This window comes from Marnyiella aurantia, from assembly GCF_014041915.1.
Lineage (GTDB): Bacteria > Bacteroidota > Bacteroidia > Flavobacteriales > Weeksellaceae > Marnyiella > Marnyiella aurantia.
In genome coordinates this window covers 15388-29453 of record NZ_CP059472.1, presented here as the reverse complement: position 1 = coordinate 29453, position 14066 = coordinate 15388, and the positions used below count along the sequence as shown (strand labels likewise).

At 43.5% G+C, this 14066-nt stretch carries 11 protein-coding genes; 4 read left to right on the top strand and 7 right to left on the bottom strand.

Annotated elements, in window-relative coordinates; translation table 11 throughout:
* Positions 1 to 44 precede the first annotated feature (44 nt).
* Positions 45 to 695, top strand: a complete 651-nt coding sequence (locus H1R16_RS00125; RefSeq protein ID WP_181886255.1) for a metal-dependent transcriptional regulator — start codon at positions 45 to 47, stop codon at positions 693 to 695.
* Positions 696 to 742: 47 nt separating this feature from the next.
* Here H1R16_RS00125 and H1R16_RS00120 read toward each other — a convergent pair whose 3' ends face one another.
* A complete protein-coding gene (locus H1R16_RS00120) occupies positions 743 to 2119 on the bottom strand; it encodes a tetratricopeptide repeat protein (protein ID WP_181886256.1) in 1377 nt (458 codons plus the stop codon).
* Positions 2120 to 2164: 45 nt separating this feature from the next.
* Positions 2165 to 4852 (bottom strand): DNA gyrase subunit A, encoded by a 2688-nt coding sequence (gene gyrA / locus H1R16_RS00115; RefSeq protein ID WP_181886257.1) that lies wholly within the window; start codon positions 4850 to 4852, stop codon positions 2165 to 2167.
* 149 nt (positions 4853 to 5001) lie between these two features.
* On the opposite strand from gyrA, the gene H1R16_RS00110 reads away from it, so the two are divergent.
* Positions 5002 to 5325, top strand: coding sequence for a DUF4286 family protein (locus H1R16_RS00110; RefSeq protein WP_181886258.1), 324 nt, complete (start codon positions 5002 to 5004; stop codon positions 5323 to 5325).
* A 99-nt stretch (positions 5326 to 5424) separates the two neighbouring features.
* Here the strand turns inward: H1R16_RS00110 and H1R16_RS12190 are convergent, their stop codons facing one another.
* The 4 genes from H1R16_RS12190 to H1R16_RS00090 all read right to left on the bottom strand — a co-directional run bounded on the left by H1R16_RS12190 (position 5425) and on the right by H1R16_RS00090 (position 10832).
* Positions 5425 to 5856 (bottom strand): hypothetical protein, encoded by a 432-nt coding sequence (locus tag H1R16_RS12190; RefSeq protein WP_228451039.1) that lies wholly within the window; start codon positions 5854 to 5856, stop codon positions 5425 to 5427.
* A gap of 126 nt (positions 5857 to 5982) precedes the next feature.
* Positions 5983 to 6474: a GNAT family N-acetyltransferase gene (locus H1R16_RS00100; protein WP_181886259.1), complete on the bottom strand. Its 492-nt coding sequence runs from the start codon at positions 6472 to 6474 to the stop codon at positions 5983 to 5985.
* Between the two features lie 5 nt (positions 6475 to 6479).
* Entirely contained in the window at positions 6480 to 9311 is a 2832-nt protein-coding gene (gene uvrA / locus H1R16_RS00095; RefSeq protein WP_181886260.1) for an excinuclease ABC subunit UvrA, read from the bottom strand.
* Between the two features lie 168 nt (positions 9312 to 9479).
* The gene (locus H1R16_RS00090) at positions 9480 to 10832 is read right to left on the bottom strand and encodes a DEAD/DEAH box helicase (protein ID WP_181886261.1); all 1353 of its coding nucleotides are present in this window, start codon (positions 10830 to 10832) and stop codon (positions 9480 to 9482) included.
* A gap of 135 nt (positions 10833 to 10967) precedes the next feature.
* Here H1R16_RS00090 and H1R16_RS00085 point away from each other — a divergent pair, with 135 nt between their 5' ends.
* On the top strand, positions 10968 to 11807 hold the full coding sequence (locus H1R16_RS00085) for a patatin-like phospholipase family protein (RefSeq protein WP_181886262.1): 840 nt from the start codon (positions 10968 to 10970) through the stop codon (positions 11805 to 11807).
* A gap of 2 nt (positions 11808 to 11809) precedes the next feature.
* A complete protein-coding gene (locus tag H1R16_RS00080) occupies positions 11810 to 12454 on the top strand; it encodes a hypothetical protein (RefSeq protein ID WP_181886263.1) in 645 nt (214 codons plus the stop codon).
* Positions 12455 to 12522: 68 nt separating this feature from the next.
* On the opposite strand, the gene guaA is transcribed toward H1R16_RS00080, so the two are convergent.
* Positions 12523 to 14052, bottom strand: a complete 1530-nt coding sequence (gene guaA, locus H1R16_RS00075; protein WP_181886264.1) for a glutamine-hydrolyzing GMP synthase — start codon at positions 14050 to 14052, stop codon at positions 12523 to 12525.
* Positions 14053 to 14066: the final 14 nt, after the last annotated feature.

Below are 14066 nucleotides of genomic sequence, written 5' to 3'. Positions count from 1 at the left end.
CTGAAAATTAAATGTTAGTTTTGCATTAATTGTAATCTAACATTTTGAGAAATACCCATACCGAGGAGAATTACCTGAAAGCCATTTTCCACTTAATTTCAGATACACATACCGTTACCATCAATGAGCTGAGCAAAATTCTGGATGTAAAAATGCCGTCAGTAAACAATATGATGAAGAAGTTTGCCGAAAAGAAATGGGTCATTTACGAAAACTACAAGCCTTTGATTATCACTCCGCTGGGAATGAAGGAAGCGGCTTTGGTGGTGCGCAAGCACAGGCTTACCGAGATGTTTTTGGTGGAAAAGATGAACTTCGGTTGGGAAAACGTTCACGAAATCGCCGAACAGCTGGAGCATGTACATTCGGCTATGTTTTTCGACAAAATGGATGAGATCCTCAATTATCCGAGGTTTGACCCGCACGGGGAACCTATTCCGGACAAGGACGGAAATATCATCGCCCAGGAACTTAAAAAACTCAGCTCCTGCAAAAGTGGTGATTCTGTACTTTTCAAAGCGGTTACTTATTCGGATGATGATTTCCTACATTATCTGAACGACAGGAATATCCAGCTGGAAATGCAGTTGGAGATAGTTAAAGTTGAAAATTTCGATAAATCCTTTCTGGTGAATACACCCGCAGGATCTGTACACCTCAGCTCCAACGCTGCCGACAAAATGCTTGTAAAATAAAAAGGCAGTGCATTGCTGCACTGCCGTCGTTTAATCTCCTATAAGATTTACTTTGCCTTAGCCTTCAAAGCATCTTCTTTTGCTTTAAATTCTTTATGCTTAGCCTCGTTTCGGGTTGTTAGGTACATTCCTGTTAACATAGTTAAAGCATCCAGGTTATCGGGCTGAAGTTCTTGCCAACGCTCCACATAGGGAAGGGCCTGAACAAAACGTTGCCTTCTGGCATCCATCACCTTATTTGCCTGTTCTATCTTACCAGCCTTTCTTAAGGATTGGTACTCTGTGATAGTGGTTTCATCATCACCCATCAGAAGGTATGCAAGGTTTTGGTAAGCCGTCGCCATTTTTGGGTCAAGTTCTATTGCCTTTCTGAATGCTGCTTCGGCATCGCTCTTAAGTTTTGGATCGCTACTTTGCAGTACTCCCAGATTATACCACGTTATCGGATCATTCGGATTCTTACCAACTAAATCCTTTAGGGAATTAGTAAATTCTGCCGTTTTACCTGACTTGAAATAGGACAATCCCTTCTTCTCAGTGAGTATAGTACTGGATGGAAACTTTTTCAATCCTTTTTCTGTTACTGAAACTGCTTCGTCATACTTTTCTGCATCCACAAGGATCGTTGCATACAATTCATAAATATTCTGCTCAATACTGGGAGAAGTCGCCATTGTGAAATCCGAATAAGCTGGGTTCTTCTTCATGGTGTCCCAAGTGGCTTTATCCAAATCCACAACATTACCGGTAGCTTTTTCCTTGGCAGTGTATGTAGTCTCCACCCCTGTATATCCGTTCGCAATAAGTTCTTTAAAACTTTCCTGAGCTCTTGCAGTGTTTTTTGCATACACGTCACTTAAGGCAGAATTATATAACAACTGGCCATTTACCTTACCTGCAGCTTTCAGCAGATTATAAGACTCAACAAATTTATCTGCGGCCAAACTAAAATTCTGACTGTTATAAGCTTCAAGAGCCACCTTATTAGCAGCTTGGATCAAAGGATCTATCTCAGCAGCAAGTTTACCATACGATGTAGGCATATAGGTTTCTTCCTTCAAACCATTGACACCGGAAGCATCCGCAGCGGCTTTTCCTACATAATAAACTTTGTTTTTACCGTCCTTACCTGTGTAGATTTTAGATTTACGCAGATCATTAATTTTGGCAAGATAAACTGCACCTTCTGTTGACTTTCCGGTTTTTAAAAGAGCCAGACCTTTTGCGTAATAATATTGTTCTAAAAGTGCAGGTTCCAGTAGATGGGTCTGACCACCCATAGCACTTTCTGCTGCCGCGATCTGAGAATTGGCTCCGGCAAAATCATTGGATTCCACCGCTTTTACAGCGTTGGCAATTTCCTTTTTCTGGGCAGCCGCGAAAGTCAGCGAGACCAACGCAAGGCTTAAAAATATCTTTTTCATTATATTTTTCTGTTTTAAGTTTCTGATAAAATTAATAAATAATTATTAAGAGTCGGATCCTTCTTCATCAGCACTGTTATCCTCAGCATCACTTCCGTCTTCTTTCAGGAATTCCTGCTGTTCTTTCTCTTCATCTTTCTCTACCTGACGCAGGAAATTCTCGTCGCCCATATTACTCACGGAATTATCTCCGGAAAGCGGTACATCACTGTACTCCACCTGATCGCTGATCACGGCTGATGGCAACCCGTCGCTGTCCAGAGCCTCGGCCTCTTCCACTTCCTTATCCATCTCAACTTTAGCAATCGCAGCAATCTCGTCCGAGGCTTTCAGGTTAATTACCTTCACACCCTGAGTGTTACGGCCCATAATACGAAGTTCGTCCACTCCCATACGGATGGCTACACCGGATTTGTTGATGATCATAAGACCGTCACCATCCTTTACGTTCTGGATAGCGATAAGGCTTCCTGTTTTCTCGGTAATGTTAAGGGTGATAACACCCTTACCGCCACGGTTTGTGATTCTGTAGTCCTCAACAGCGGAACGTTTGCCATACCCTTTTTCGGATACTACCAATACACTTTCGTTGGCTACATCGTTGGCTACGATCATTCCGATCACTTCATCATTATCTTCCAGCGCAATACCACGCACCCCAATGGAACCACGGCCCACGGCACGTGCTTTCTCTTCAGGGAAACGGATACATTTACCGTTCTTTGTAGCAATCATGATTTCTGAGGTACCATCAGTAAGTCTGGCGCCCAGAAGCTGGTCATTGTCACGGATCTCAATAGCGTTAATACCATTTGTTCTCGGTCTGGAATAAGCTTCAAGGGACGTTTTCTTAACCGTACCGTTTCTGGTGATCATTACCACGTTCATCTGGTTCACATATTCCTCATCCTTAAGGTCATTGGTACGGATATAGGCCTTCACCTTATCGTCCGGTTCGATGTTGATGAGGTTCTGAATGGCTCTGCCTTTTGAAATTTTGGAACCTTCCGGTATCTCGAATACACGCAGCCAGTAACATTTTCCTTTCTCCGTAAAGAACAACATGTACTGGTGATTGGTGGCCGAAACGATATACTCCAGGAAGTCTTCATCACGGGTCGTTGCGGCTTTGTTACCTACTCCTCCTCTACTCTGAACACGATATTCTGAAAGCAGCGTCCTCTTGATGTAACCCGCGTGTGAGATGGTTACAACAACACTTTCGTTAGGGATAAAGTCCTCAATCGACATATCACCACCGGCGTAATCAATCTCGGTTCTTCTTTCGTCACCATATTTCTCCTTGATCTCCAGCATTTCTGTCTTGATGATCCCGAACCTGCGGGATTCATTTGCCAGGATATCTTCGAAATCACGGATCATATTCATGATTTCCTCATACTCTGCACGGATCTTATCCAGTTCCATGCCGGTAAGACGAGCCAGTCTAAGGTCCAGAATTGCCTGTGCCTGAAGGTCTGAAAGTTCAAATTCAGCAATCAGGCCATCTTTAGCATCTGCAGGATTCGCACTGTTACGGATAATGGCAATTGCTTTATCCAGGCTTGCCTGAGTGGCAATCACCTTCATAAATCCTTCCAGGATATGAGCTCTTTCCTTCGCTTTCTTCAGTTCGTACTCGGTACGGCGAATCACCACTTCATGTCTGTGCTCAACAAAATGATGAATGATGTCTTTTACGTTAAGCTGCTCCGGTCTGCCGTGTACCAGCGCAATATTGTTTACGCTGAAGGAAGTCTGCAGCGCCGTATATTTGTACAGAAGGTTCAGTACTACGTTCGGGATCGCATCGTTCTTAAGTTCGTAAACAATACGCATACCTCTGCGGTCGGATTCATCACGGATTTCATAGATACCCGGAATTTTCTCCTCCTTCACGAGTTCAGATGTACGGGCAATCATTTCAGCCTTATTTACCTGGTAAGGTATTTCGGTAATGATAATAGCGTTCCGGTTGTGAACTTCTTCGAAATTCACTTTAGCCCGAATCACAACACGCCCGCGGCCGGTGTGCAAAGCGTCACGCACACCATCGTAACCGTAAATAATACCTCCTGTTGGGAAATCCGGAGCGATAATGTGCTTCATCAGCTCATCTATGGTAATTTCGCGGTCATCTATATAGGCACAGATGGCATCTACAGTTTCAGATAGGTTGTGAGGCGCCATATTGGTGGCCATACCCACGGCAATACCGGACGCACCGTTTACCAGGAGATTAGGAATTCTGGTAGGCATTACGGTAGGTTCCGTAAGACTGTCATCAAAGTTATTTTGGAAATCTACAGTATCCTTATCAAGGTCGGCAAGCACTTCATCAGAAATCTTCTTCAATCTCGCTTCGGTATACCTCATTGCCGCCGGTGGGTCACCGTCCATGGAACCGAAGTTACCCTGACCATCTACCTGCGGATAACGCAAACTCCAGGGCTGTGCCATCCTTACCATCGCGTCATATACGGAACTATCGCCATGCGGGTGGTATTTACCCAAAACATCTCCTACAATCCTGGCCGACTTCAGATGTTTCCGGTTGGAAAATACATTTAAACCGTACATACCGTACAGAACCCTTCTGTGTACCGGTTTCAGACCATCCCTAACATCGGGCAGGGCTCTGGAGACTATCACAGACATTGAATAATCAATGTAGGAAGACTTCATTTCGTCCACGATGCTGATCGGTATCACTCGTTCTCCTTCTGTATTCATATTTAACTATTAAAATGATTTTCAGCGCTTTAAAAAGGCTGCAAAATATTGTTGTTTTTCAATTAATAATAACGTGCTAATTTACGAAAATATTACCGATTTTTGTGGCTTAACCTAAGAGCAATCTTCATAAAAAACAGTTAAATAAAATGAGTATTTTAAGCCTTACATTCCATTGTGTAGAGTCCATGGTACAGGAATGGGAACAGTACGCCAGAACGGAGCTGGCACAGATGGCCAGCAACCTTTATGATGTGGAAAAATTTATCCTTTCGGACGTTGAAAGTGAAATGCTTAATGAAGGCCGGAATACAAACCTGCTTTTGATATTTGAAACTGCGGAGTTGCGTGCCTCATTTCTTGAAAACGAATTTGAAAATATTCAGGACAGAATATCTCAGCGCTTTGGCGACCAGGTGATGATATTCGAGACACTGCTGAACGAATTTACTGAAACAAAAGGTGAATCCTGAGAAACAGATGCTGATCATTCGGCGCCGTAGGACCGGTCTGCAGAATGCTGGAAATTAAAAAAGCTGACTTCCGATCGGGAGCCAGCTTTATTTGGATTTCTATTTATGTTTTTTGTGTGATTTGCCTTTTTTCTTACCATCCTGCCACTTTTTACTTTCCCAGTTTCCATTTTTATTTTTCATCTGGCCGGGTGCATAATCTTTAGCATTTCCACCGTATACTTTCTTTGCCTGTCCGGGCGGAAGTCTCCTGTTATTACGAGGATAGACAGTTCCTGCCTGATTTCTGCCACGTGTATTGTTATAAACGCTTCCCGAATTGACTACACGTCCGTTTTGATATACATTGCCGTTACGGTCCCGGTAAACGTCACCCTGGCGATATACAGTGCCATCCGGGCTTCTGTAAACCCGCCCGTCATTCGGATAGTTGGTCGGATAATTATTTCCGTACGGATCGTTCATCGTTCCACAGGATGCCAGGGTAAAGGCCAGTCCCGACGCTAGAATTATTTTGAAGATGCTTTTCATTTTTTAAAGTTTTAAATGTTGGAGTATCGTTTTCAATCTTGATGCCAAAGACCATCCCGGCCATTTTTGGATAGCAGGAATACTCTAAAGTTAAACCGAGGTTTAAAAAATTATAGTTTGAGCAGGTCAGATTACAGCACTCCTCCTTTCCATCAGTACAATATCCCGCCAGCGGCCGTCCATTTCGGCCAGCTTTTCGCGGGTACCCACTATTCGGAACCCCAGTTTCGAGTGAATAGCTATCGAAGCTTCATTTTCGGGGAAAATACCGGACTGCAGGGTCCAGAAACCCTGCTCTTCACTATCCAGTATCAGCTTTTTCATCAGAACCGAACCCAATCCACGCCCCTGAACTGAATTATCCAGGTAAATACTGACTTCGGCAACACCTTTAAAGCATTCGCGGTTACTTACAGGCTTCAGCGCTGCCCAACCCACCACATTTTCATTTTCATCTTCAACCACCCAGCGGCAGTTATGAAAAAATCCCACATCCCAGTTTTCCCAATTGGGCGCATCTTTGTCAAAAGTCGCGTTACCTCCGTCTATGCCCTGCTTAAATATGCTGATGACGGAGTGGCTGTCGGCGGACTTCATCCTGCGGATTTCGTAATTCATAATTCTCAATTAAGTTCCTTTCGCAGGAATTTTCCGGTGAGGGATTTGGAGTTCCTGCTCACTTCATCCGGTGTACCCTTTGCCACAATCTTCCCTCCATGTTTCCCACCTTCAGGACCAATATCAATCATATGATCTGCAAGTTTTATAACGTCCATATTATGTTCGATAATAATGAAGGAGTTACCAAGGTCCACCAGTCTGTTTATGGCATCCATCAGCACTTTTACATCTTCAAAATGAAGTCCTGTGGTAGGTTCATCCAAAATGTAAAGGGTGTTTCCGGTCTGGCGTTTTGCAAGTTCGGTAGCTAGTTTAATGCGTTGTGCCTCGCCACCCGAAACGGTAGTGGACTGCTGCCCCAAGGTGATATAGCCCAAACCGACATCCTGAAGTGTTTTTACCCGGCTGAATATTTTAGGAATTGGTGCAAAGAAATCCACCGCTTCATCAATTGTCATCTCCAAAACATCGGAAATGGACTTGCCTTTATAGCGGACTTCAAGAGTCTCGCGGTTGAATCTTTTACCATTACAGGTTTCACAGTGCACGTAAACATCGGGAAGAAAATTCATCTCAATCACTTTAAGGCCTCCACCCTGACAGGTTTCGCAACGCCCACCTTTTACGTTGAATGAGAATCTTCCGGGTTTGTAACCGCGAATCTTACTTTCAGGAAGTTCAGAGAAAAGATTCCTGATATCCGTAAACATACCTGTATATGTTGCAGGATTGGACCTTGGTGTCCGTCCGATTGGAGTTTGGTCTACATCAACAATCTTATCGATATGTTCAATGCCTTCAATTTTTTTATAAGGTAACGGTTCCTGTACGCTGCGGTAGAAATGACGGTTCAGGATCGGATAAAGCGTACCGTTGATGAGTGAAGATTTACCACTGCCGGAAATACCTGTCACCACCACCAGTTTACCCAGCGGAATTTCCAGGGTTACATTTTTAAGGTTATTTCCGGTAGCTCCTTTCAACACAATGCTTTTTCCGTTTCCGGCCCGCCTTTCGGCAGGAATTGCGATCTGTCTTTTGCCGGTCATATAATCGGCGGTAACTGTATCGGCTTTCAGTAAATCGTCCGGATGCCCCTGCCACAACACTTCGCCACCAAATTTTCCGGCACGTGGTCCGATGTCCAGCACATGGTCTGCCCCGAGAATCATGTCTTTGTCATGCTCCACTACGAGAACGGAGTTTCCAATATCCCGAAGGTTTTTAAGCGATTTAATAAGTCTTTCGTTATCTCTTTGGTGAAGTCCGATGGAAGGTTCGTCCAGAATGTAAAGTACATTGACCAACTGCGAGCCGATTTGAGTAGCCAAACGGATACGCTGACTTTCACCACCGGAAAGCGTCCGCGAACTGCGGCTTAAACTTAAATAGTCAAGTCCCATGTCCAAAAGGAACTGCAAACGGGTTTCGATCTCTTTCAGGATCTCATTTGCTATAAGCGCATTCTTCTTTGAGAATTTCGGTCTTACCTGCGCCAGCCATTCTTTGAACTCTGCCAGCGATAAGGCGCTGATTTCAGCAATATGGCTGCCGTCTATTTTAAAACTCAGACTTTCAGGCTGCAGCCGTGTGCCGTTACATTTAGGACAGGTTTCTTCGGTCGTAAAATGTCTTTCCAGAAGTACCGCATCATAGCTTTCCTTATCATTTATAATATCTTCAATGAAAGACACCAGTCCTTCAAAATTCACTTTTATCTTCTTAGAGATGCCGGCATACTTAAGATCCTTGCTTATTTCGCGCGACATCCCAAAGTACATATAGTCCACCACCTCGGCGGGGATATCTTTGAAAGGTGTGGTTAGCGAAAGATTAGAGATTTCTAGAATATTTCTAAGCTGGGCAAGTACCCATTTATTGTTTTTGATATCTTCCAACGGTAATAGAGCGCCCTGACCGATCGAAAGCTTAGGATTATCAACAAAATAATCAGTGTTAATTTTGTTGATGAGGCCAAGTCCTTTGCAGTTCGGGCAGCTTCCTTTTGGTGAGTTGAAAGAAAATGTGTTGGGTTCCGGCAAAGCCAGTGACTGTCCGGAGTCGTCGTCCATCAGGTTTTTTGAAAAATACTGGATGTCGCTGTCGCCAAGTTTTTGGATGCCGATAACGCCTTCACCCATATCCAGTGCGGTACGAAGTGATTTTTCCATGCGCCCCTCGGTAGCATTTTCACCAATGATCCAACGGTCTATAACGATGTCAATATCATGGGTCTTGTACCTGTCCAGCTTCAGATCATATTCCAGATCCTGCAAAACACCGTCTATCCGTGCCTGACTGTAGCCTTTACGGGCCATCTGTACGAAGAGTTCGTGATAGTGACCTTTACGTGACCGTACCACCGGCGCCATCAGGAGTATTTTTTCGCCCTGATAATTTTCCTTTATTGATTCCAGGATCTGTTCTTCGGTATAACTTACCAGTTTCCGTCCGGAAGTCAGGGAATAAGCATCTGAAACCCTGGCGAAAAGAAGTCTGAGGAAATCATAAAGTTCAGTTACGGTACCAACCGTTGAACGCGGATTTTTATTCGTTGTTTTCTGTTCGATAGCGATTACAGGTGACAGTCCTTCAATCTTATCAACATCCGGACGTTCCAGACCACCCAAAAACTGCCTGGCATAGGCCGAAAACGTCTCAATGTAGCGGCGCTGGCCTTCGGCAAAAATGGTATCAAATGCCAGGGAAGATTTCCCACTGCCCGATAAACCGGTGATTACCACCAGTTCATTACGCGGGATGCGAACATCAATATCCTTTAGGTTATGTTCACGGGCCCCGTAAATTTCTATATATTCTTTCTTTTCGCTCATTATGAATACCGCTTTCTTTATTGAAAACGGGAAGTTGCAAAAATACGGAAATTAATGAAGAACAGAATGCGCGTTATTGGCAGCCGCGAAATGCCTCCCGGGAAGCAGGAGAAATTATAATACCCAAAAATGGATTAACTAAAAAAAGTAGAGTTGAAAGACCGAAACTTACTTTTTGCGTCGGGCCTTGCTTTTGGCTTTGGCCTGGCCACGGTTTACACCGGGCTTGGTATTAGGCGGGTTCCTTTTGTGTGGTCCGCCCCAGTTTTCTTTCCTGTTTTTTTCCTTTTTTTCGTGAAAAGCGCCTCCACCTTCAACAATCTTTACAGTGTGGGCATTCTTCATAACCACTTCGTCCTGCTCAGATGCAATTTTTGTTGGATTGATTTTAACCGCTTCAGGGAAAGGAAGTACTTCCAGGGCTTTATCCATCAGGATCTCAATATCCAGTACTAGAGGTTCTTCTTTTTCGGTGAAGAAGGAAATGGATTTACCATCCTTATCGGCACGGCCGGTACGTCCGATACGGTGAATATACTGTTCGGGGACTTCCGGGATTTCAAAATTGATTACATGTGTAATATCTGAGATATCCAGACCTCTGGCCATTACATCGGTGGTAATAAGACCTCGAATCTCGCCGTCCTGAAAGCGTTTCATGGCTTTCAGCCTGTAGTTCTGTGATTTGTTGGAGTGAATAACATCAAACGACTCAGGAAAAAGTTCATCGATTTTAGTGAATAAAAGATCTGCGTGTTTTTTATTATTGGTGAAAACCAAAACTTTGGACAGGTCCGCATCTTTTTCCAGCAAATACTGAAGGATATTAACCTTGGTATTGAAATTACGAACGCGGTATGAGGTCTGTTCGATTTTTTCCAGCGGAGTTCCTGATTTTGCCAAAGAAATCTCAACAGGATTTGCGAAATATTCGTCAAGCATCGCATCAACTGCCTCCGTCATTGTCGCCGAGAAAAGAACATTCTGACGTTTGGCTTTCATCATCTCGAAAATGTGAGTAAGCTGCGGACGGAATCCAAGACTCAGCATCTCATCAAACTCATCAATGACCAGTTTCTGTACTTCCTTCAGGGAAATAGCATTGTCTATGGAAAGATCCATCACACGGCCTGGAGTTCCCACAAGGATGTCGCAGCCGTCATTAAAGAGAAGTTTCTGAGTATTAATATTCTTACCACCATAAATACCGATAATCCTGGCGGTAGTATTCACAGCTAAAGATTCCAGAACTCCGGTAACCTGCACCACAAGTTCACGTGTAGGAACGAGGATGAGAACAGTTGGGTTACCCGTTTTATTGTATTTCCACATTTGCAGAACCGGCAGCAGATAGGCCAGAGTTTTACCGGTACCGGTTTGGGCAATTCCCATAATATCGCGGCCGGAAAGTATGGCTTTAAAGCTTTTTTCCTGAATGGGTGTAGGTTCAAATAGATTAAGGTCTGCCAGAGCGTCAAGTAATTTGCCGGACAGATCTAAATCTGCAAAAGTGGTTTTCATGGGTATTCTAAATTAAAAAGCGCACAGAAAGTGCGTGGAATGTGGTGCAAAGCTACTGAAATTAATTTTTAGGTGGATGGGAAGGCAGTCTGTGACTTCACAGTATTATTTTTTGTATTTTTAAAAACAAAAGAATTGACAGAATTGTTCTCCTTTTTTAATTCAGAAAAAAGAAAGAAATCCTACCGGGATGTTTCGCTTGTACTTTCTGGCGGTGGTGCGCGCGGATTCGGCCATATAGGCGTTATTGAAGTTCTTGTAGAAAAAGGTTTCCATATTCACAGTATTACCGGCACTTCCATGGGTGCACTTGTTGGCGGACTGTACGCGATGGGTAAAATGGAAGATTTTAAGAAGTGGGTTACCAATATGGGCAAGCTGCAGGCTTTGGATCTTATTGATTTGTCCATCCGGCGCCGTGGTCTTCTAAAAGGAAACCGGGTTTTCCGGAAAATGAAAGCACTTTTTCCCACCGCGAATATTGAGGATCTTGAAATAGGTTTTTCTGCGATAGCCACACAGTTATATGCTAAAAAGTCTGTGTGCATAAATAGGGGCGATATTTACGATGCCATTCGGGCATCCGTGGCGATACCTACCATATTCTCGCCTGTAGAAATTGACGGAGATGTGTATGTAGACGGTGGTGTTCTGAATAATATTCCGGTTGAATATGCCAAAAGAAAGAAGCGTGACTTACTTATTGTTGTAGATGTAAATGCATTTGTTGAGTTTGAAGGTGCGAAAAATGCAGTAATGGATTTGGGCTCTAACCTGAATGTTCTGTCACACTCACTGAGTTTACTTATAGAAACCAACGCCCGAAACTCGCTTACAGCCTTTCCGCCTGATATTTTAATCCAGCTTTCCCGGGAATCCTGCAGCATGCATGATTTCTTCAAAGTAAAGCAGCAAATTGAATACGGCAGACAATGTGCAGAAAAAGCCATCAATGAATTTCTGAAAGTGGAATAATTATGAAAATCAGTTACCTTTTCCTGTTTGCATTACTTGTTTCCACTGGGTGTGGAGAGAAAAAGGATGTGCAGCGTAAGCCTGAAGTGACTGTGGCTTCAGAACCTTCTGCAGAGACCAAAGAAAAACTGCCTATAAACCTGAAAACATGGCTGCAATTCTATCAGGTGGAAAATCCAGGATTTTCAATGAACAGTTTTATACTGTCCGACAGTGCAAGTATCAATTACGGTGCTTCGTCAGTGAAGGGTAATTTTGAGGAAGATTTTAACCGGATTTATGAGCCTTTTCTGGTATACAGCCATGACAGATCGAAATATATTGACTTCGACAGTTACCACTGGATTGCTGATGAAAACGGGAATCCCGGATTTGAAGCAGACCAGCAGGTTACGCTTGTACATTTGCCCAGCAAAACAGTGCGGCAAATCTCGTTCTTCGGACCGTCATTCACTATTGAAGACGCTTATTGGGAAGGTGACAGTTCCGCGGTGCTTTTAGGAAATACGTATGAAAAAGTTCCGTTTTACATTCGGTATAACTTTAACAGAAATATGAAGTATACGTACCGCTCCACGGATACGCTTAGGGTTAATAAGTCTTATACTGAGAAAAGACTGAAGATGAATGGTGTAGGCGGGAAATAATCTGCGCTGAAAATACAGAAGCCCCGAAGTGAAATTTCGAGGCTCTATCATTTAAAAAATCTTGCTTATTACTCCCACTCAATTGTTGCAGGTGGTTTACTGGAAATGTCGTATGCCACACGGTTGATTCCGCGCACCTCGTTTATAATACGGTTGGATACTGTTTCCAAAAACTCCCAGGGAAATTTACTGAAGGTAGCCGTCATGAAGTCAATAGTATTGGCAGAACGAACTACCGCTGTATATTCGTAAGTACGTTCATCACCCATTACTCCCACAGACTTCACCGGCAACAGGACTACAAAAGCCTGTGATACCTGCTCGTACAGATTGTTTTTGTAGAGTTCTTCGATGAATATATCATCTGCTTCTTGAAGGATCTTCACTTTCTCCTCATCAACTTCGCCAAGGATTCTTATTCCTAAACCGGGACCCGGAAAAGGATGTCTCATCACCAGATGGTGCGGAATACCAAGCTCCTCGCCTACTTTGCGGACTTCATCTTTAAAAAGTTCGCGCAATGGCTCCAAAAGTTCCATTTTCATTTCCTCCGGCAATCCGCCTACATTATGGTGCGACTTAATAACAGCAGATGGTCCCTTAACAGACTGACTCTCAATTACATCAGGATAAATAGTACCCTGAGCCAGGAATTTGGCACCTTCAAATTTATGGGATTCTTCGTCGAAAACGGCCACAAATTCATTACCAATCACTTTACGTTTAGCTTCAGGATCTGAAACACCTTTCAGCTTACTCAAAAAACGCTCGGAAGCATCAACCATATCAATCTTCATATGGAAATGCTCACCGTAATTTTCCATCACCTTACGGCCTTCGTCTTTTCTAAGCAGTCCGGTATCAACAAAAATACACGTAAGCTGGTCGCCAATGGCTTTATGAACGAGGACCGCCGCCACAGAAGAATCTACACCGCCTGAAAGACCAAGGATTACTTTTTCGTTTCCAACTTTTTCCTTGATTTCGGCAACTGTTTTTTCAATATAATTGGTCAGTTTCCAGTTACGCGGAGCCTGACAGATTTTGAGCACAAAATTTTCAATCATGCGTGGACCTTCCTCAGTATGGGAAACCTCGGGATGAAACTGCACGCAGTAAATTTTCTTTTCTTCGTTTGATATTGCTGATATTACATCGGTAGTCGCGTTAATCGTAAATCCAGCCGGTACTGTCTGAACTTCATCAAAATGGCTCATCCAGACTGTGGAGAACCTGCTTACACCTGCTAAAAATTCATTGCTTTTGTCAATTTGAAGTTTGGCTTTTCCATATTCACCTTTTACACCCTTCTTAACCTGACCACCCAGAAGGTGTGTAGTGAGCTGCATTCCGTAGCAAATGCCAAGCACAGGAATATTCTGTTCGAAAAGAGCTTTGTCCACAAGATGTGCATTCTCCGCATTTACAGAGCTTGGGCCACCGGAAAGTACGATACCTGCAGGTTCTTTTGCAAGAATCTCGTCCAGTGGAGTGTTATAAGGAATTACCTCCGAATACACTTCCATTTCGCGTATACGGCGGGCTATAAGTTGATTGTATTGGGAACCGAAGTCCAGAATAACGATACCGTTCTTCATAGTGTATTAAATAG